Here is a 20,088-nt window from a genome sequence, read left to right as displayed (position 1 = left end):
CGGGCGCCGGGGACGGGGGCAGGACGCCCCCGTCCCATCCCGGTTTTTTTCGTGAAATCGGGGTTACACCTTGTCTCCATTTTTCTGCGCAGAACGTCTTTGGAATGCACAACAACCAGCGCCGAGGTCCGCGCCCGGTTGGTAACCAGTCTCATTCAATGCCTTTGGAAATTCTTCAGCCATGCGTTCCTTGCCCCGTCAACATCTGCTGAGCCTGGCCCTTGCCACGGCCTTTGGTTCCGTCTCGTTCTGGAGCACCGGGGCGGTGGCCCAGGCCACAGGGCAGGAGGCTGCCCAGGTGTTCGATATCCATGTGCCGGCCCAGGCCCTGGCTTCGGCCATCAACGAGCTGTCCCGCCAGACGGGAACCCAGATGTTTGCCGCAGGCGAACTGGTGGCCGGGCTCAGTTCCCGCGCCGTCAACGGCCGCCTGACATCGGAGCAGGCCTTGCGGGAGCTGCTGGCCGGCACGTCCCTGGAAGCCACCAGGACGCACAACGGAGGCTTCGCCATCCGCCGTCCCGCAGCCTCCGGCGCGACCTTGCCGACCATCAACGTCACGGACAGCGAAACCGCAGCCGGCCCCGTGCAGGGCTATGTCGCCCGGCGCAGCTCAACGGGCACGAAGACCGATACGCCCATCCTGGAGACACCGCAGTCCATCACGGTCATCGGTGCCCAGGAGATCGAGACGCTGAAGTCGCAAAGCCTGCAGGATGCGCTGGGCTACGCCGCCGGCGTCACCCGCGCCGAGGGCCTGGACCGGACCTCGGACAGCCTGTACCTGCGCGGATTCCGCACCACGGGCATGTACCGGGACGGCAGCCTGTTCACGGCCAACATCTACGACGGACGGCAGGAGCCCTACGGCCTGGAGCGCATCGAGCTGCTCAAGGGCGCCTCTTCGGTGATCTTTGGCTCGGTCTCCCCGGGCGGCGTGGTCAACACCGTGAGCAAGCGGCCCACCACGGAAAAAATCCGGGAATTGAACATCGACGCCGGAAGCTTCGGGCGCAGGCAGGTCTCGGGTGATTTTGCGGGCGCCCTGGACGACGAGGGCAAATGGTCCTACCGGCTGGTGGCGCTCAAGCGCGACAGCGACAGCTTCATCGACCATGTGCCCGATGACAGAACCTATATCGCCCCGTCGCTCAAATGGCAGCCCGATGCGAACACCTCGCTGACACTGTTGGCCGAGGTCCAGAAGGACCGCACCGCCTACGTCTACGGACTGCCCGCCTACGGCACCCTGCTGCCCAACATCAATGGACAGATTCCCCGCAACCGCTTCATCGGAGAGGCGGGACGGGACAAATTCGATCTGGACCGCTACTCCATCGGCTATCTCTTCGAACATGCCTTTTCCGAGAAGCTCAAGCTCAGGAACAGCATGCGCTACTACAACGCAAAGAGCAGCTACTTCAGCACGGACGGCTGGGGCCTGTCCGCCGACCAGCGCTCGGTGGTGGAGCGCTACTTCCAGCCGCGCTGGGACCGCTCGTCGGCCTTCGTGACCGATACCTCGCTGCAGTACCAGCTGGACCAGGGCCGCGTCAAGCACACCATGCTGGTGGGCTTCGACTACGCCCTGCCAAAGCACGAGACCGAGCGCTATGAACAGCAGGCCGCCGACCTCGATGTCTTCAACCCGGTCTACGGCAAGCCGGTGGGGCCTGTCTCCCCCTACTACCGCTCGTCCTGGAAGAACGACTACAAGCGCCTCGGCATCTATGCGCAGGACCAGATCAAGATCGATGACAAGTGGGTGGTTCTGCTGGGCGGCCGCTATGACAAGGTCCGCTTCAACGAGACGAACTTCTTCACCGGGGACGTGAGCGCGGCCAATGAGAAAAGCTCGGCCTTCACGGGCCGGCTGGGCGTGGTCTATCTCGCCGCCAATGGCCTTGCCCCCTTCTTCAGCTACAGCGAATCCTTCGAGCCCACCCAGGGCCAGGACCGCCTTGGATCACGGTTCAAGCCGACGACGGGGCAGCAGTACGAGGCTGGTGTCCGCTACCAGCCCAGCGGCTCCCGGGCCATGGTTTCGGCGGCGGTCTTCCAGCTCACCCGCCAGAACCTGCTCGTGCCCGACCCCCAGGACGCCAGCAGGGCGTTCAACATACAGGCCGGGGAAGTCCGTTCCCGCGGCTTCGAACTGGAGGCACGAAGCTCCATCGGCCGCAATGTGAACATCATTGCCGCCTATGCCTACACGGATGCGCGCACCACGCAGGCAAGCCCCCTGCAGCCGGACGAACTGGGCAAGCGCTCCATCGGCGTGCCCTACAACCAGATATCGCTGTGGGGCGACTACAGCTTTGGAGACTTCGGGCTTGCCGGCCTCAAGGTGGGCATGGGCGCCAGGTACCTGGGCCAGACACGCGGCCTGGCCTATGGCGTTCCCGTCTCGCTGCCGGCGTTCACCCTGGTGGATGCCATGGTCAGCTACACCACCGGACCCTGGCGCTTCGCCCTGAACCTCACCAACCTGACCGACAAGACCTATATCGCCAGCTGTTCCTACGGCTGCTTCTACGGCGAGCCCCGCAAGGTGATCGGCACGGCCACCTATCGCTGGTAAGCGGGCATGGTCCATGGGCCACGGCTGGAGCGATCCGGCCGTGGCCTTTTCTTTGTCGGGGAACCGAAGGCGCCGTTCAGAGCGCCTGCAGCTGCACGCCGCCACCGGCCTGCGGGCGCACCCTCAGCGGAAGGATGGACGGCAGCACGGCCAGCAGGCCGGCCGAGTCATTGGCGCGAAAGCGCCCGGTCAGGCGCAGCGCGGCCACGCGCGCATCGGCGGCTTTGATGGGCTGGGTGCGGTAGGCGTTGACGGTGGCCAGGGCCTCGGCCAGCGGGGTGTTCTCGAAGACCAGCCAGCCCTCGCGCCAGGCGGACAGCGTGGCGGCATCGGCCTGGCGCACGGCCTCGGCCTGGCCGTTGCGGATGTCCACGATCTGGCCGGGCAGCAGGTCCAGCGTTGCCGCCGCCGGGCCCGTCGCATCCTGCGCATCCCTGCCCAGCACCCGGACCCTGACATGGCCATGCTCCACGCCCACGGTGACGGGGCCGCCGCGGTCGCGCACGGTGAAGACCGTGCCCACGACCTCGATGCGCGCCTCGCGCGTGATGACCTCGAAGGGCCGGTCGGGATCGGGGGCCACGTCGAATCGCACTTCGCCCCGGGCCATGGACACGCTGCGGCGCTGGCGGTAGAGCGTCACGGCAATGGCGCTTTGGGGCGCCAGTTCCACCAGGCTGGCCTGCAGCGGCAGCTTGCCGTCGGCCAGAGTGATCTTGAGGATCTGCGAGTTGCGCGTGGCGTAGGCCGAGGTGTGTATGGGCTGCTGCCAGTACCAGTAGGCGCCCCGGCCCGCCAGCGCGCCTGTGCCCAGCAGCCCGGCGAAGGACAGCAGCAGCTTGCGGCGCCGGACGGCCTGGGTGGAGCGCGAGGCCCGGTCGGCCAGCAGGGCGGTTTCCTGGAACTGCTCGCGCAGGCCGCCGGACATGCCGCCCAGCAGGTTCCAGCGCAGGTGCGCCTCGCGTGCGGCGGCATCGTGCCGGGCTGATTTCCCGCGCCATTCGCCCAGGGTCAGGCGGGCCTGGTCGGCCACCGGGTCGGGAGCGATTTCGCTTTGAACGATCAGCGTCAGCGCATGCTCGACCATGCGCTCGCTAGGTGCACTTGCCATGGAAAGGGGGAGTCAGGATGCGTCGTCGGTCAGTGTACTGTTGTCGAAATCCATGGCGCTGCCCAGCGCATGGTCCTCGATCAGTTCGGAGCGCAGCTGGGCCAGCACGCGCGAGCAGTCCAGCGTGGCGCGCACCATGTGCTTGGCGACGGCCATTTCGGTGATGTTGAGCTGGTCGGCGATTTCCGCGCGCGTGTAGCCATGGGCGCGAAAGAGGATGAAGACTTCGCGCCGGCGCGGCGGCAGGCCTTCCAGCGCCTGGACGACGCGGTTCAGGATCTGGCGCTGGGCGGCCAGGGTTTCGCTGGAGGGCGCACTGTGCTGCACCACCATTTGCTGGCGCGTCCATTCCTGGGCGGTCTTGCGCTTGCGCGCATCGTCGATGCACAGATTGCGTGCCACGCGAAACAGCAGGGCGCGCGGGGATTCGATGCCGGCGTCGGGCAGGGTTTCGGCCTTCTTGCCGCTGCGCAGGCCCAGGGCGTGCACATAGACCCGCTCGAAGCTCGATTGCGCGATGTCGGCCGCATAGTGCGGATCTCGGAGATCGCGCGTGAGCTGGCGGCGCAGATCGCCATAGTGAGCCACGAGTTCCTGGATCAGGTCACGCATCCGGATACCTGCCTTTCCGCAAGGGCGATGGGTTGGAACCCCTGGGTCCGTACAGAGAAGGGCCTACCGGATGCTGCAACCCCGGCCAGGGCCGGGGTTGCAGCAGCGGGTATGGGATTCAGCGGCGCAGGTGATTCAAGTTCAAATGCAAATGGTTTGCATTCAAATTATGGCATGGGAGATCCCTGCGCCATCATGCCCTGTGCGATCTTTCAGTCCTGCAGCGCCAGCTGTTCTGTGCGCGCAACATCGGGTCTTTGGGCTTGCGCTGCCAGCAGGGCTTCACCGATTTCGCCGGTGCGCACCGAAGTGACGGACAGCAGGGTGTCGCTGAGGCCGTGGGAGCCCTCGCAGGCGCCCTGCAGGAAGATGGCGGGGCGAAAGTCCGGCGTGGTGTGCACCTGGTAGTCGCGGCTCACGGAGAAGTCGCCCAGGTAGGGGGCCAGCGGGTCCAGCAGGGTCTTGTGGTGCTCGCGCGCATAGCCGGTGGCCAGCACCACCACGTCGTAGCGCGATGCATGGTCGATGCCGCTGTTGAGATCGCGCAGCCCCAGGTGGATGCCGTCGCTGGCGGCGCGCACGTCCTGCACCTCGTGGCGGCGCAGGAAGCGGTGGCGCGTGTCGCCGACGACCTTCTGTTCATAGAACACCTTGAAGATGCTCTCGATCAGCTCCAGGTCGGGACAGGCGTAGTTGGTGTGCCAGAACTCGCGCAGCAGGGCGCCGCGCTCGTCGTGCGGGCGGCTGTAGACATGGTCCACGAAGTCGGCGTTGAAGATTTCGTTGACGAAGGGGCTGTCGTCCGAGGGGCGGATGGAGCGGGCGCGCATGACCAGGTCGATCTCGGCGGCGGCGTAGCGGCCGTGCAGGTCCATGAAGATTTCCGCTGCGCTTTGGCCCGCACCGACCACGGCGATGCGCAGCGGCCGGGCATGCTCGGCAATGCTGCGCAGGTAGGCACTGGAGTGGAAGACGCGCGCGTCGCCGCGCAGGGGCTTGAACTGCTCGGGAATGCTGGGCGTGCCGCCGATGCTCATGACCAGGTTCTGTCCCAGGCGCTCATGCACGTTGCCGGCCGCATCGCGCGAGCGCACGCGCAGCAGCTCCACCTTGCCGTCGCGTTTTTCAGGCAGCACCTCGATGACTTCCTGGCCGTAGACGCAGCGGTCCTCGAACTTGGAGGCGGCCCAGGCCAGGTAGTCGTTGAATTCGTGGCGGCTGGGAAAGAAGGTCTTGAGGTTGATGAAGTCCTGCAGCCGGCCCTTCTCGTGCAGGTAGTTGATGAAGGTGAAGCGGCTGGTGGGGTTGCGCAGCGTGGCCAGGTCCTTGAGGAAGGACACCTGCATGTGGGCCTGCTCCAGCAGCATGTCCCGGTGCCAGGCGAAGCGCGGCTGCTTTTCGATGAAGACGGGGTGCATGGCCCGCGCGGCGGTTTCGCGCTCCTTGAGGGCGATGGCCAGGGCAATGTTGGAGGGGCCGAAGCCGATGCCGATCAGCGGGTGGGTTTGCATGGAAGGTCCTTTCATTGGGTCGATGCGTCCAGTGCGTCCGGCGCGGCTGCGTCGGTCTGCGGTATCCACAAGGCGTCTGCGAAAAAGCGTTCCCTGAGCAGGACTCCCAGCACGGCGCGCTTGTGCGGGAAGTCGAATTCCTTGACCAGCGCATAGCCGCAGCGCGGCAGGCTTTTGCGCATCTTGCGGTTGTCGGCGCGCGGCTCCACGACGATGCGCTGCGTGCGGCAGTCGTCCAGAAAGAGGTAGTGCGACAGCGAGGGCAGCCAGGCCGTCAGGTAGGGCTGGCCGCGAAACCGTGCCTCACCTACCAGCGCATGCCAGCCCCGGTCATGGTCGCCCGCGTCATAGAAGGGGGCGATGCGGTCTTCCTTGGCCCAGTAGGCCTCGAAGTAGCCGAAGGGCTCGCCGTCGAAGCAGCCGATGAGGCCGAGCGCATGCGGGTCGCCGGCCATGCGCTGCAGGTAGGCGCGGTGGTGGGCAAGGTCGCCGCTTTCCTCCCAGAAATGCGCGACGACCGGGTCGTTCATCCAGCGGTGGATGAGGGGCAGGTCGGCCTCGGGCTCCACGGTGCGAAAGCTCAGCGTGCGGCCCAGCCAGGGGATGAAGCGGCGGTAGACCTCGCCGCGCGGCTTGTGCAGGCGCACGGGGTGGCGCCGGCCTTCGCTGATCGTGTAGTGCAGCGCATAGGGTGGGCGCGGGCGGGGCAGCCACAGGGGCTGCTGCCACAGCACGCTTCTTGCCACGCACGGGGCCTGGCCCGGCTGCACTGTGGCAATGCTGTCGCGCAGGCCGGGCGGCAGCCGGGGCAGGGACAGCTCGATGGCTTGCGCATCGGGATGCAGGCCAAAGCCGGCCTGCAGTGCGGCCAGCAGTTCATCCGCTTCGGGCATGCCCGAGCAGGGGCCCAGCCATTGCAGCTGCATCAGGCCTGGCGCGGCCGTGGGCGACAGGTTCCAGAGACTGTGCTTGCCGGGCCTGCCGGCATCCACGGACCCCGAACGTTCCAGGCGCAGCCGCTGTCCATCGACGAAGACGGTGGTCGTCTCGGCGCCTGCATGGGCAAGGTAGCTGGCGCCGGAGGCGTCTGGTGACGGTGTAGCGGTGGCTTCGACTGGACGCACGTGGACTCTTTCAGATGGAGTGCCCCGCGTGCGGGACACGGGTGGGGGCTCGGGCAAGGGCACAAGGGGCACAAGGGACACAAGGGACACAAGGCAGCCTCATGACCGGGATGACGCGCAGGCGCGGCAAATGTTCATGCCAGGGCCGTTCATGCCAGGGCCGGGCTGCGGGCCGCCTGGAAGGCATGGGCCAGTGCCTTGCAGAGCCGGCCGCGCAGCACCTCGGTCTCTTCGGTGAGGGCGCCCAGCCGCGCAAAGTCATGGACCATGCCGGCGTAGATCTGCAGGTCCACGGCCACGCCGGCGGCCTGCAGCCGCTCGGCATAGCGCTTTCCTTCGTCGATCAGCGGGTCGTACTCGGCCAGCACCATCAGCGTGGGTGCCAGCCGGCCCAGGTCGGATGCCTGCAGGGGGGCAAAGCGCCAGTCCTGCCGGTCCGCATCGCTGCGCAGGTATTGGCCGAACATCCAGGCCAGGGTGTCACCTTCCAGCAGATGGCCGGTGGCCAGGCGCGCATGCGAGTCGCTGTCCTGCTGCGCTGCCGTGCAGGGGTAGAGCAGCAACTGCAGCAAGGGCTGGGGCATGCCCGCGTCGCGCGCGGCGATGCACAGGGCCGTGGCCAGCGTGCCCCCGACGCTATCGCCGCCAATGGCCAGGCGCTGCGCGTCCAGGCCATGGCGGCCGCCGTGCTCCAGCAGCCAGGCCAGGGCGTCCTGTGCGTCGAGGAAGGCGGTGGGAAAGCGGTGCTCTGGCGCCAGCCGGTAGTCGATGGCCAGCACATTGCAGGGCGTGCCCAGCGCCAGGCTGCGGCACAGGCTGTCATGCGATTCGAGCCCGCCCAGCACGTAGCCGCCGCCGTGAAGGAACAGCAGGCAGGGCGCGGCTGTGTGTCCAGGGGCTGCGCGGTAGAGCCGGGCGCGGATACGCGCGCCGTCGCGCGTGGGCAGATCCAGGTCCTCGGTGGGCAGATCGTCGCCCGGCAGGTCCAGCGCCAGCGTGGCGTTGTCGTAGGCGGCGCGCGCCTGCGCTGCCGTCATCTGGCTCATGCGCGGGCGGCTGGATGCCTGGGCGTTGGCGAGTTCAAGAAATGCTTGCAGGTCGGGGTGGAGAGCCATGGCGTCCTTCAGGTGTGCGGCAGACAAGGCAAAGCGGGCCGGTGCAGGGCATGGCGCCCGCGCTGCCCCTTCTTCGTGATGACGCAGGGCGGCGGAATTTGTTCATCGCCTGGGCGGTGAACATTTTTGGCGCACGCACGTCTTGCAGGGAGTAGGGAGCGCTCGCCGTGCGTCGCGCTCCAGGAAACGCCGGGCCGCGCCGGCATTGCAAGGTCATGCGCCCACGGGCGCCAGAGGAATCCCTTATGGAAAACGCCAGCCGACCGCCCTCCGAGGTACTGCGCCTGCTCAAGCCCTTCCTGCCGTGGATGGCGCTGTCCGTGGTCACGGGCATTTGCGCGGGTGGGGCCACGGTGGCGCTGCTGGCGACCATCAACCAGGTGCTCAACCGTCCCGGTGGGCTGGCGGGCGGGCTGCTGCTGACCTTCATCGCCCTGTGTGCCACCGTGCTGGTGTGCCGGGCCACGTCCGACATGTCGGGCAATTTCGTGGGGCAGCGCCTGGTGGCGCAGCTGCGCAAGGAACTGGCCGGCAAGATCCTGGCCGCGCCCATCGATGCGCTGGAGCGCTACCGCACGCACCGCCTCATGCCCGTGCTCACGCAGGACGTGGACATGATCAGCGACGTGGCCTTCGTGCTGGCCTCCAACGTGATCGCCCTGGCCATTGCGCTGGGCTGCCTGGCCTATCTGGCCCTGCTGTCGCCGCCGCTGTTTGCCATGCTGGTGGTGGCGCTGGTGCTGGGCGTGAGCCTGCAGGCGCTGGCGCAGTCACGCGGCGTGGCGGGGTTCTGGAAGGCGCGCGATCACGAGGAAGTGCTGCACAAGGCCTACCGCGCCATCAGCGAAGGCGCCAAGGAGCTGCGCATGCACCGCGCGCGCCGGGGCCGCATCTTCGACGGGCAGATTGGCTCCACCGTGGATGCCATCCGCAGCATCAACAGCCGCGCCATCAACACCTATGTGCTGGCCACGGCCTTCGGTTCGGCGCTGTTCTTTCTGTTGATTGCCCTCATCCTGGGCTGGGCCGCGCTGCGCACCACCGAGCCCGTGGTGCTCAGCGGCTTCGTGCTGGTGCTGCTGTTCCTCAAGGGCCCCATGGACCAGATCGCGGGCGCGCTGCCCAATCTGGGCCGTGCCAAGGTGGCGCTGCAGCGCATTGCCGACCTGTCGGCGCGCTTTGCCAGCCCCGAGCCGCACCTGCACCTGGACAGTCCACCCGGCGAGGTCCGCCTGGACCACGGCCTGGAGCTGCGGGGCGTGCGCTATGCCTTCGATGCGCCCGAAGGCGGCAAGGCCTTCGAGATCGGCCCCATCGACCTGAAGCTGGGCAAGGGCGAACTGGTCTTTGTGGTGGGCGACAACGGCTCGGGCAAGACCACGCTGATCAAGCTGCTGCTGGGCCTGTATGCGCCCCAGCAGGGCGAGATCCTGCACGACGGCCAGCCGGTCACGGCCCTGGCGCGCGACGACTACCGCCAGCTGTTCACCACGGTGTTCTCGGACTTCTACCTGTTCGAGGACCTGGTGGCCGGCGGCGAAGAGGGCCAGGCCGCCGCGCTGCCCGAGGCCGCGCTGCCCTACCTGCAGCGGCTGGAGATCGCCCACAAGGTCAGCGTGCGCAACGGCAGCTTCAGCACCATCGACCTGTCCACCGGCCAGCGCAAGCGCCTGGCCCTGGTCCACGCCTATCTGGAGGGCCGGCCCGTGCTGGTCTTCGACGAATGGGCGGCCGACCAGGATCCGAGCTTCCGCCACCTGTTCTACACCGAGCTGCTGCCCGAACTGCGCGCCAGGGGCCACCTGCTGGTGGTCATCTCCCATGACGATCGCTACTTCCACCTGGCCGACCGCATCGTGCGCATGGAGGCCGGCCGCATGGTCCTGCCGCAAGACGGGGCGCAGCCGGTGGTGGCTGCATCGGCCAGTCCCGCCAGTCAAGGCGCGCTGGCCGACATCTGAATTCCTGCTGAATCCACGAACATGGCAAAGACAAAACTCGTCTACATCTGGTCCCTGAGAAACGCCGCTGCCGACCAGGCCGGCCAGCACATCGCCTACAAGGGCGCAACGCGCTACATGAAGTCGCCGCTCGAATACCTGGGCGAGTTGCTGGACACCAGCCCGCTGGGCGATATCTACAGCCTGGAGGCTGTGATCCACGACGACGACGAGGCCTCGCCGCGCGACCGGGAAAAGATCGGCGACTACGGCTTCAGCTACCAGCCGGGTGGGCGCTGGTTCTATCCGCCGGACCTGCGCATCCAGGGGCGCAGCGTCAATGACCTGCTCATGGCCGTGCCATCCTCCTACCGGCGCCTGCCGCTGAACGATCCGCAGCGCGCCGCGGGCAAACAGATGTTCGAGGCGCAACTGCAGGACAGGCTGGTGCAGCTGGGTGCCGAGCGGGTGGTGCTGGACGGCCTGCTCGTCATACTGGACCGGCTCGTGCGGCCCGGGGCCCTGTTCCACCGCAGGATCGCCAACATCCACCCCGGCATCACGCGGCTGGAGTCACCCTATGAACGCCGGGGCGCCTGCGCCACGCTGGACGCGCTGCATGGCGCGCAGGGCTACAAGATCGTGGACTGGAAGACCATGGAACAGCGCCCGGTCCCGCCCCTGTTCAAGACCGGCGCATCCTTTCACTACGTGGACAACGGCATCGACTCCGGCGAAGTCATCGCCGACGTGCTGGGCACCGATATCGATCCCCAAGACACGATTCTTGAGCTGCGCTGGAACAACTTCCAGCACAGCCTGTTCCCTGCATTGCGCAAGGGGCTGGAGATGATGGCCAGAGCGCCTGCAGACACGCCTGCAGACACCACGGTGTGACAACGCGCGTATCTCAAAAACCGGCACGGCCCAAAGCGAGGGACACCGAGCAAGGGCCTATGCCGGCCGCGCCGCCCCGCCGCTAGGGTGTCGTCCCCCTCCCTCGCGAAGCGAGAAAGAGAGGGGGAAGCGGCGCAGCCGCTCAGGGGGTGCTTACTTCGGCGCCAGACGAATGGCCCCATCCAGCCGGATCACCTCGCCATTGAGCATGTCGTTGTCCAGGATGTGGCGCACCAGCTTGGCATAGTCCTGGGGCGTGCCCAGGCGGCTGGGGAAGGGCACGCCGGCGGCCAGCGCGTCCTGCACTTCCTGCGGCATGCCGAACAGCATGGGCGTGCCGAAGATGCCGGGAGCAATCGTCATGTTGCGGATGCCGTTGCGCGCCAGATCCCGCGCAATGGGCAGCGTCATGCCGACCACGCCGCCCTTGGACGCCGCATAGGCCGCCTGGCCGATCTGGCCGTCGTAGGCCGCCACGCTGGCCGTGGAGATCAGCACGCCGCGCTCGCCCGTGCTCTCGGGCTCGTTGGCCGACATGGCGGTGGCGGCCAGGCGGATCATGTTGAAGCTGCCGATCAGGTTGACGGTGATGGTCTTGGAGAACAGACCCAGGTTGTGCGCGCCGTTCTTGCCCACGGTCTTCTCGGCGGGCGCAATGCCTGCGCAGTTGACCAGGCCTGCCAGCTTGCCCAGGCTCACGGCCTTGTCCACCACGGCCTGGCCATCGGCTTCCTGGCTCACGTCACATTTGACGAAGACGCCACCGATCTCGCGCGCCACCGCCTCGCCCTTGTCCGCCTGCATGTCGGCAATCACCACCTTGCCGCCCTCGGCAGCCAGCATGCGCGCCGTGCCTTCGCCCAGCCCGGAGGCGCCGCCCGTGACGATGAATACCCGGTCCTTGATCTGCATGGAATGTCTCCTTGGTTATCTGACGTTGACGTAAACGTAACTCTCAAATTATGCATGCAGCCCCGGCCGCAGCCATGCCGCGCCCAAGAAAAAGCCCGGCAGTGCCGGGCTGGTGATGGGCGCGATGGGGGTTACTGGAACCCGGCACGGTCCAGCATTTGCTGGACCTTGGTCATGTTCTTGCCCACGGCCGTGATCGGGATGGTCTCGCTCTTGAAGGGCTTGCCGCCGGTCATTTCCTTGAGTGCGGGGTTGTCCAGTTCCACGCCCTTGGCTGCGGGCCACTCGTTGTTGCCGTTGGCAAAGTAGTTCTGGGCTGCGGGGCTGGCCAGGTACTCCAGGAACTTGACGGCGTTGTCCTTGTTCTTGGCGTGGCGTGCCACGGCGCCGCCTGCGATGTTCAGGTGCGTGCCCCAGCTGGACTGGTTGGGGAAGACCACGCCGATCTTGCCGACCACGGCCTGGTCCTCAGGCTTGCCCGAGCGCATCATGCGCGCCAGGTAGTAGCTGTTGGTCACGCCGATGGTGCATTCGCCCGAGGCCACGGCCTTGATCTGGTCGGTGTCGCCACCCTTGGGCGGGCGGGCCAGGTTGGCCTTCATGCCCTGGATCCAGCCTTCGGCCTTCTGGTCGCCCATGTGCTCGACCACGGTGCCGAACAGGCTCAGGTTGTAGGGATGCGAGCCCGAGCGGATGCACAGCTGGCCCTTGAACTTGGGGTCGGCCAGCGATTCGTAGTTCTGCACGTCGGCAGGCTGGACCTTGGCCTTGTTGTAGACGATGACGCGGGCGCGTGTGGACAGGCCGAACCAGCTGATGCCATCGGCCGTGGGCTGGGCGCGCAGGTTGGAGGGGATGGCGTCTTCCAGCAGCTTGGAGTGGATGGGCTGGAACAGGCCATCGACCTCGCCGCGGTACAGGCGTGCGGCATCGACCAGCAGGATCACGTCGGCCGGCGAGGCCTGGCCCTCGGCCTTCAGGCGCGCAATGATGCCGGCGTCGTCGCCGTCCACGCGGTTGATCTTGATGCCGGTGGCCTTGGTGAAGCCGTTGTACAGCTCCTCGTCCGTGGAGTAGTGGCGCGCGGAGTAGAGGTTGACGACCTGGGAGTCGGCAATGGCTGTGCCGGCAGCCACCAGGGCGCAAGCGGCAAACAGGGCTTTCAGGGATTTCGACATGAAGACAGGCCTCTCTTTGTTGGCAAAGCGCGATGATAGGTCAAACGCGAATTGTTCTTAATAAAGGGTGGGGCCCGTCTAAGGGCTTGTGCGCGGTGGTCCCTGGTGGGCCGTGAGCCCTGGCGCGCGAAAAAGCGCACGAAAAAAAACCCAGTCCAAAGACTGGGTTTGAAAGGATCCAGAAACGGGGGTTTCAAGAGGATCCAAGGAGACAACTGGTCAGGTCTTTCGACCCGGGATGCGTGCAATTATGCGGGTAATCACTGATTCTTGCACACAGCCCTGTTGTAAGACAGCGTGATCAACGCTTGCGGGTCTGGGCCGACTGGACGGCTTCGCTGGCGGTGTTGGTCACGGCCGTGAAGTTGGCTTCCGCCAGGTCCGAAGCCTGCTTGACGGCCTTTTGCACCGACTCGAAGGCATTGTTGGCAGCCGACACGGCGCTCTTCATCACGGCAACGGCGGTTTCGGAACCGGCGGGTGCGTTCTTGGCCGTGGTGTCCACCAGGGCGCTGAAGTTCTTTTGCAGGTCGGATGCCTGGCTTTCGAAGGTCTTGGCCAGTTCGGCGCCGGTGCCGCTGGCGATGTCGTACAGGTGACGGCTGTAGGCAGCGGTCTTTTCAGCCAGGGGCTGGAACAGGTTGGCCTGCAGCGACAGGAGTTCCTGTGCGTCCTTGACGCTCAGGACAGCCTGGGTGTGCTGGGCAGCTTCGGTCAGTGCGGCGCGCGAGGCGGTCACATTCAGTTCCACCAGCTTTTCAACGCCTTCGAAGGCCTTGCTCGTCAGGCCGAACAGGGTTTCCAGGTTGGCCTTTTGTGCGCTCAGGATTTGGTCAGGGGTCAAGCTCATGTCAGTCTCCAGAAAAACGGACCACAGGGGGTCTCGGGTTACGGGGAATTGCCTGCGCTGACCTGACTGAGTGTCATGTTGCAGTGCAGCATGGGTCTTATTGTAGGGATTGCAAAAAAGGAATCAAGTACCTGATGCTGCGGTGCAGCAAAAAAATCCGGAAAGCTGTGGGTTTTTTGTAAGTCTTTGATTTTGAATTGGTTTTATGTCGGTTTGACGACATTTTTCGGTTTGCATGCTTACTCGATTGGCGAGTGATCGGCAGCAGTGCGCGTCGTGATGGCGACAGTGTCCGGGGACAGGGCGCATTCGGCCGGCGGCACAATGGCCGCCATGAATGAATCGCCCCCGAGCCGCCCCGCGCCGCAGCCCCGTTCGGCCTATGCGGCATTCCGACGCATCAGCACGCGCTGGTCGGACAACGATGTCTACGGGCACGTCAACAACGTCGTCTATTACAGCTGGTTCGATACGGCGGTGAATGCCCATCTGATAGAGCAGGGCGCGCTGGACATTCATGCGGGCGAGACGATAGGACTGGTCATAGAGACCCAATGCAATTACTTCGCCCCGCTGGCCTTTCCGCAGGAGGTGGATGCCGGCATCCGCGTGGCCCGCATCGGCGGCTCCAGCGTGCGCTACGAGGTGGGGCTGTTTGCGCAGGGTGAGCCGCTGTCGGCCGCAGCCGGGCATTTCGTCCATGTCTACGTGGACCGGCAGACGCGCCGGCCTGCCCAGATTCCGCAGGCGCTGCGCCGGGTGCTGGAGCCGCTGCTGCGCGGTTGATGGCGTTGGGGGCGCATGCAAGGCGCCCGCTCGCAGCGCGGCGGCGTGTGGATGGCCTACACTCGAAAGCTGTCTGCCATCTGACCGCTTGGGCGCTTACCGCCCGGCTCTGTCCATGATCATCACCAGCCTGCTCGATACCGACCTGTACAAATTCACGATGATGCAGGTGGTGCTGCATCAGTTTCCCGGGGCACAGGTCGAGTACCGTTTCAAGTGCCGCAATCCCGGCGTGCAGCTTGCGCCCTATGTGAACGAGATCCGGGCCGAGATCCGCTCGCTGTGCAGCCTGCGGTTCCAGGATGCGGAGCTGGCCTACCTGAGCTCGCTGCGCTTCATCAAGAGCGATTTCGTCGATTTCCTGAGCCTGTTCCACCTCAACGAGAAGTGCGTCACGGTGCAGGCGCTGCCCAATGGCGAGATCGACATCACCATCCGCGGGCCCTGGCTGCACACCATCTTGTTCGAGATTCCCGTGCTGGCCATCGTCAACGAGGTGTACTTCCGCAACACCCAGCCGGTGCCCGATTTTCCCGAGGGCCGGCGCCGGCTGGATGCCAAGATCGCGCTGCTGCAGCAGCCGGGCCTGGAGCAGCTCAAGATTGCCGACTACGGCACGCGCCGCCGCTTTTCGCGGGCCTGGCATGAAGAGGTGCTGCGCGTGCTGTGCGCACGCCTGGGCCGGCCCGGCGCATCCGCGGAGTCCGAGGGGCAGTTCGCGGGCACCAGCAACGTGCTGTATGCCATGAAGCTGGGCGTGCGGCCCCTGGGCACGCTGGCCCATGAATACCTGCAGGCCTGCCAGTCGCTGGGCCCGCGCCTGCGCGACAGCCAGATCTTCGGCTTCGAGTCCTGGGCGCGCGAGTACCGGGGCGACCTGGGCATTGCGCTGTCGGACGTCTACGGCATGTCGGCCTTCCTGCGCGATTTCGACCTGTACTTCTGCAAGCTCTTCGATGGCGCGCGCCATGACAGCGGGGACCCGTTCGAGTGGGGCGAGCGGCTGCTGGCCCACTACCGCGCCAACCGCATCGACCCGCTGACCAAGACGCTGATCTTCAGCGACGGCCTGACGGTGCCGCGCACCATCGAGCTGTTCCAGCGCTTCCACGGGCGCTGCCAGCTGGCCTTTGGCATCGGCACCAACCTGACCAATGACCTGGGCGACGCGCCCGACCATGTGCCGCTGCAGATCGTCATCAAGATGACGCGCTGCAACGGCCAGCCCGTGGCCAAGCTCTCGGACACGCCGGGCAAGAGCATGTGCGACGACGAGAAATACCTGGCCTATCTGCGCCAGGTGTTCGAGATCGCGGCGCCCGCGGCACAGACTTGATCGCTGCGCGGCCCGCTGCCAGGAGGGGACAGTGAATACAGAACAAAGAGGAGACGGGACCATGAAGGCCTTGCGTGGATTGTTGGTGCTGCTTGTCGCCTGCGTGCCCTCCTGGGCCCTGGCGGCCGAGATCGATGGCGGCCAGCTGTCGGTGCTCTGGGGCGTGCCCTTTGCGGGCATGCTGCTGTCGATTGCCCTGGTGCCGCTGGTGGCGCCCCATTTCTGGCACCGGCATTTCGGAAAGTTGACGGCGGCCTGGGCGCTGGCCTTCCTGCTGCCCTTTGCAGCGGTGTTCGGTGCGGGTGCGGCCCTGGTCAACCTGGTGCATGCGCTGCTGGCCGAGTACCTGCCCTTCGTGATCCTGCTGACGGCGCTGTACACGGTGTCGGGCGGCATCTATGTGCGCGGCAATCTCAAGGGCTCGCCGGGGCTGAACACGGCCATCCTGGCCATCGGCGCCGTGCTGGCCAGCTTCATGGGAACCACGGGCGCATCGATGCTGCTGATCCGGCCGCTGCTGCGCGCCAACGACAACCGCAGGCACCAGGTGCATGTGGTGGTGTTCTTCATCTTCATCGTCTCCAATGCCGGGGGCTCGCTGACGCCGCTGGGCGACCCGCCGCTGTTCCTGGGCTTTCTCAAGGGCGTGGACTTCTTCTGGACGGTGCGCCACATCTTCACCGAGACCCTGTTCCTGGTCGGCGTGCTGCTGGCGCTGTTCTACGCGATCGACACCTGGCTGCTGCGCAAGGCCGGCGAGGCGGACCTGCCCGATCCCACGCCCAGCATCGACGCCTCGGGCCGCGCCAGCCGCCTGGGCTTCGATGGCAGCGTGAACTTCGCGCTGCTGCTGGCCGTGGTGGCCCTGGTGCTGATGAGCGGCCTGTGGCGCACCGATGCAGGGCTGGTGCTGGCCGGCACGCATGTGGGCCTGCCGGGGCTGGTGCGCGATGCGGGCCTGATCGTGGTGGCGCTGCTGTCCCTGCGGCTCACGCCGCGCAGCGTGCACCAGGCCAACGAATTCGGCTGGGGGCCCATGCAGGAAGTGGCCAAGCTGTTCGCGGGCATCTTCCTGACCATCATCCCCGTGATCGCCATGCTCAAGGCGGGCACGGGCGGGCCGTTCGGCGCCATCGTGGGCGCCGTCACGCGCGCCGACGGCACGCCCGATCCGCTGATGTACTTCTGGGCCACCGGCCTGCTGTCCTCCTTCCTCGACAACGCGCCGACCTACCTGGTGTTCTTCAACACCGCAGGGGGCGACGCCGCGCAGCTGATGACCACGATGGCCTCCACGCTGGCGGCCATCTCCGCGGGCGCGGTGTTCATGGGTGCCAACACCTATATCGGCAACGCGCCCAATCTGATGGTCAAGGCCATTGCCGAGGAGCGCGGCGTGAAGATGCCCAGCTTCTTCGGCTACATGGCCTGGTCGCTGGGCATTCTGGTGCCGCTGTTCGTATTGATGAGCTTCATCTGGTTCCGCTGAAGAACCGCCTCCCGCCAAGACAAGGAAAGAGACAGACATGGCAAGCAAACCCCGCATCCTGATCGCCCGCGCCATCCCGCCCGAGGTGGTGCGCAAGCTGGAGCAGCACTTCGAGGTCGAGTCCAACCAGGACGACGTGGTCTGGAGTCCGCAGGAGCTGGCCGCGCATCTGCAGGACAAGGACGGCGTGCTGACCACAGGCTCGCAGACCATCGATGCGGCACTGCTGGCGGCCTGCCCGCGGCTGAAGGTCGTGGCCAACATGGCCGTGGGCTACAACAACTTCGACGTGCCTGCGATGACGGCTGCAGGCGTGCAGGGCACGAACGCGCCCGACGTGCTGACCGAGACCACGGCCGACTTCGGCTTCGCCCTGCTCATGGCCACGGCCCGCCGCGTGACCGAGAGCGAGCACTACCTGCGCGCAGGAAAGTGGAACTCCTGGCGCTACGACCTGTTCGCCGGCTCGGAAGTGCACGGCAGCACGCTGGGCATCATCGGCATGGGCCGCATCGGCCAGGGCATTGCCAAGCGCGGGGCGCATGGCTTCGGCATGAAGGTGGTCTATCACAACCGCTCGCGACTGTCGCCCGAGCTGGAAGCCGAATGCAAGGCCGGCTACGTGGGCAAGGACGAACTGCTGGCCATGGCCGACCATGTGGTGCTGGTGCTGCCCTACACCAAGGAAAACCACCACACCATAGGCGCGGCCGAGATCGCCAGGATGAAGCCCACTGCCACGCTGATCAACATCGCGCGCGGCGGCATCGTCGATGACGCGGCGCTGGCCAGGGCGCTGCGCGACAGGACCATTGCCGCCGCCGGCCTGGACGTGTTCGAGGGCGAGCCCTCGGTCCATCCCGACCTGCTGACCGTGCCCAATGTCGTGCTGACCCCGCACATCGCCAGCGCCACCATGGGCACGCGCAGCGCCATGGCCGAGCTGGCAGCCGACAACCTGATCGACTTTCTGAGTGGCAAGGGCCCGCGCACGCCCGTCAACCAGCCCGAGGCGGCGGCTGCAGGCGCGCGCGCCAAGGCCTGAGTGCCGTATCCCGACAATCGCGGGAAGGCAGGCCCTGGCCGCTTCCCGCTGCATGGAGCTGAAGCAAGATCTTGACCCAGATATCCGGAGTGTGGTGGGCGGCATGGGCCGTGCTGCTGTTGGGGCAGGCAGCCGTGATCTGGCTGCTGTGCAGGCGCTCGGCGCAGCGCGATGACGGGGTGGCGCCGCAGCAGTTGCTGCAGGCGCTGCAGATGCTGGATGTGCGGCTGCAGCAGCTCGAGCGCGGCGCCCAGGCCACGCAGATGGCCGTGGCCAAGAGCGACGGCGGGCTGGACCGCGTGTCGCAGCAACTGCAGGCCCATCTGGCCCAGGCCCAGCTCGATGCCCAGGCGGCGCGGCGCGAGCAGGGCGAGGCGCTGGCGGCCTTTCGCATGGAACTGGGCCGGCTCACGGTGCGCCTGGCCGCCGACAGCGCCCAGGCCCGCGAGGCCCAGGGCGAAAGCACGCAGCGCTTCAACGCCCATGTGCAGGAGCGCTTCGAGGCGCTGGCGCAGACCACGCGCAGCACGCTGGACTCCCTCAAGAACGACATCCAGCAGCAGCTGGGCGGGCTGGCGCAATCCAGCCAGGTCCATGCCGAACAGCTGCGCGGCACGCTCAACGAGCGCCTGGCCACCATCCAGTCGGACAACGCGGCGCGGCTGGAGGAGATGCGGCGCACGGTGGACGAGAAGCTGCATGCCACGCTGGAGCAGCGCCTGGGCGAATCGTTCAAGCTGGTCAGCGACCGGCTGGAGCAGGTGCACAAGGGCCTGGGGGAGATGCAGACACTGGCCGGCAGCGTGGGCGACCTCAAGCGCGTGATGACCAATGTGAAGACGCGCGGCACCTGGGGCGAGCTGCAGCTGGGCGCCATCATCGAGAACGTGCTCACGCCCGAGCAGTACGCGCGCAACGTCAAGACCGTGCCCGGCAGCGACGACATGGTGGAGTTCGCCATCCGCCTGCCCGGGCGCAGCGACGAGACGCCGGTCTGGCTGCCCATCGATGCCAAGTACCCGGTCGAGCAGTACCAGCGCCTGCTGGATGCCCAGGATGCGGCGGACAAGGCCGCAATTGCCTCGGCCGGCAATGCCTTCGAGGCATCGATCAAGTTCGAGGCCCGCAAGATCCATGGCAAGTATGTGAGCCCGCCCCACACCACGGACTTTGCCGTGCTCTACCTGCCCACGGAAGGCCTGTTTGCCGAGGTCATGCGCCGCCCCGGCCTGGTCGAGGCCGTGCAAAACGGCTGCCGCGTGATGGTCACCGGCCCGGCCAACCTGGCGGCCATGCTCAGCAGCCTGCAGATGGGCTTCAAGACGCTGGCCATCGAAAAGCGATCGTCCGAGGTCTGGGCCGTGCTGGGCCAGGTCAAGACCGAGTTCGCCAAGTTCGGCGAAGTGGTGGATGCCACGCGCAAATCCATCGATGCCGCCGCCAAGCGCTTCGAGCAGGTGGGCGTGCGCACGCGCGCCATCCAGCGGCAATTGCGCGATGTGCAGGAGTTGCCCGCGCCGGCCTCGAGCGCAGGGCTGCCCGGTCTGCCGGACGACAAGGACACGGCGGCAGGCATGGAGCCAGGGTCGGAGCAGGACTGA

General features: G+C 66.5%; 16 protein-coding genes. 8 read left to right on the top strand and 8 right to left on the bottom strand.

Translation table 11 applies throughout. The features are described from left to right. Window positions 1-181 precede the first annotated feature (181 nt). Entirely contained in the window at window positions 182-2,581 is a 2,400-nt protein-coding gene (locus DACI_RS23945; protein ID WP_012206551.1) for a TonB-dependent siderophore receptor, read from the top strand. Window positions 2,582-2,657: 76 nt separating this feature from the next. Here DACI_RS23945 and DACI_RS23940 read toward each other — a convergent pair whose 3' ends face one another. From DACI_RS23940 to DACI_RS23920, 5 genes are all read right to left on the bottom strand, one after another. Beyond that, the gene (locus DACI_RS23940; RefSeq protein WP_012206550.1) at window positions 2,658-3,692 is read right to left on the bottom strand and encodes a FecR family protein; all 1,035 of its coding nucleotides are present in this window, start codon (window positions 3,690-3,692) and stop codon (window positions 2,658-2,660) included. A gap of 12 nt (window positions 3,693-3,704) precedes the next feature. Beyond that, window positions 3,705-4,304 (bottom strand): RNA polymerase sigma factor, encoded by a 600-nt coding sequence (locus DACI_RS23935; RefSeq protein ID WP_012206549.1) that lies wholly within the window; start codon window positions 4,302-4,304, stop codon window positions 3,705-3,707. A gap of 212 nt (window positions 4,305-4,516) precedes the next feature. Further along, window positions 4,517-5,815 carry a lysine N(6)-hydroxylase/L-ornithine N(5)-oxygenase family protein gene (locus tag DACI_RS23930; protein WP_012206548.1) on the bottom strand — a complete coding sequence of 433 codons (1,299 nt, stop codon included), beginning with the start codon at window positions 5,813-5,815 and terminating at the stop codon, window positions 4,517-4,519. A gap of 11 nt (window positions 5,816-5,826) precedes the next feature. Continuing rightward, window positions 5,827-6,939 (bottom strand): GNAT family N-acetyltransferase, encoded by a 1,113-nt coding sequence (locus DACI_RS23925; protein ID WP_043782431.1) that lies wholly within the window; start codon window positions 6,937-6,939, stop codon window positions 5,827-5,829. 149 nt (window positions 6,940-7,088) lie between these two features. Further along, window positions 7,089-8,054, bottom strand: coding sequence for an alpha/beta hydrolase (locus DACI_RS23920; RefSeq protein WP_012206546.1), 966 nt, complete (start codon window positions 8,052-8,054; stop codon window positions 7,089-7,091). Window positions 8,055-8,299: 245 nt separating this feature from the next. Here DACI_RS23920 and DACI_RS23915 point away from each other — a divergent pair, with 245 nt between their 5' ends. Further along, a complete protein-coding gene (locus tag DACI_RS23915) occupies window positions 8,300-10,015 on the top strand; it encodes a cyclic peptide export ABC transporter (RefSeq protein ID WP_012206545.1) in 1,716 nt (571 codons plus the stop codon). Between the two features lie 21 nt (window positions 10,016-10,036). Further along, complete coding sequence (locus DACI_RS23910) at window positions 10,037-10,891, top strand: hypothetical protein (protein ID WP_012206544.1); 855 nt, start codon at window positions 10,037-10,039, stop codon at window positions 10,889-10,891. Between the two features lie 153 nt (window positions 10,892-11,044). On the opposite strand, the gene DACI_RS23905 is transcribed toward DACI_RS23910, so the two are convergent. From DACI_RS23905 to DACI_RS23895, 3 genes are all read right to left on the bottom strand, one after another. Beyond that, on the bottom strand, window positions 11,045-11,803 hold the full coding sequence (locus tag DACI_RS23905; protein WP_012206543.1) for a 3-hydroxyacyl-CoA dehydrogenase: 759 nt from the start codon (window positions 11,801-11,803) through the stop codon (window positions 11,045-11,047). 131 nt (window positions 11,804-11,934) lie between these two features. Further along, window positions 11,935-12,981, bottom strand: a complete 1,047-nt coding sequence (locus DACI_RS23900; RefSeq protein ID WP_012206542.1) for a Fe(3+) ABC transporter substrate-binding protein — start codon at window positions 12,979-12,981, stop codon at window positions 11,935-11,937. Between the two features lie 301 nt (window positions 12,982-13,282). Continuing rightward, a complete protein-coding gene (locus DACI_RS23895; RefSeq protein ID WP_012206541.1) occupies window positions 13,283-13,831 on the bottom strand; it encodes a phasin family protein in 549 nt (182 codons plus the stop codon). A gap of 324 nt (window positions 13,832-14,155) precedes the next feature. On the opposite strand from DACI_RS23895, the gene DACI_RS23890 reads away from it, so the two are divergent. The 5 genes from DACI_RS23890 to DACI_RS23870 all read left to right on the top strand — a co-directional run bounded on the left by DACI_RS23890 (window position 14,156) and on the right by DACI_RS23870 (window position 20,088). Next, window positions 14,156-14,617 carry an acyl-CoA thioesterase gene (locus DACI_RS23890; protein ID WP_012206540.1) on the top strand — a complete coding sequence of 154 codons (462 nt, stop codon included), beginning with the start codon at window positions 14,156-14,158 and terminating at the stop codon, window positions 14,615-14,617. Window positions 14,618-14,732: 115 nt separating this feature from the next. After that, window positions 14,733-15,953 carry a nicotinate phosphoribosyltransferase gene (pncB, locus tag DACI_RS23885; protein WP_012206539.1) on the top strand — a complete coding sequence of 407 codons (1,221 nt, stop codon included), beginning with the start codon at window positions 14,733-14,735 and terminating at the stop codon, window positions 15,951-15,953. 61 nt (window positions 15,954-16,014) lie between these two features. Further along, window positions 16,015-17,442 (top strand): sodium:proton antiporter, encoded by a 1,428-nt coding sequence (locus DACI_RS23880; RefSeq protein WP_012206538.1) that lies wholly within the window; start codon window positions 16,015-16,017, stop codon window positions 17,440-17,442. A 37-nt stretch (window positions 17,443-17,479) separates the two neighbouring features. Continuing rightward, the gene (locus tag DACI_RS23875; RefSeq protein WP_012206537.1) at window positions 17,480-18,487 is read left to right on the top strand and encodes a 2-hydroxyacid dehydrogenase; all 1,008 of its coding nucleotides are present in this window, start codon (window positions 17,480-17,482) and stop codon (window positions 18,485-18,487) included. Window positions 18,488-18,597: 110 nt separating this feature from the next. Further along, complete coding sequence (locus DACI_RS23870; RefSeq protein WP_034398730.1) at window positions 18,598-20,088, top strand: DNA recombination protein RmuC; 1,491 nt, start codon at window positions 18,598-18,600, stop codon at window positions 20,086-20,088.

Origin of the sequence: Delftia acidovorans SPH-1, from assembly GCF_000018665.1 — a bacterium.
In the GTDB taxonomy this organism is placed as follows: Bacteria; Pseudomonadota; Gammaproteobacteria; order Burkholderiales; family Burkholderiaceae_C; genus Comamonas; species Comamonas acidovorans.
The sequence above is the reverse complement of the archived record's forward strand: the minus strand, read 5'-3'. Positions and strand labels throughout refer to the sequence as shown.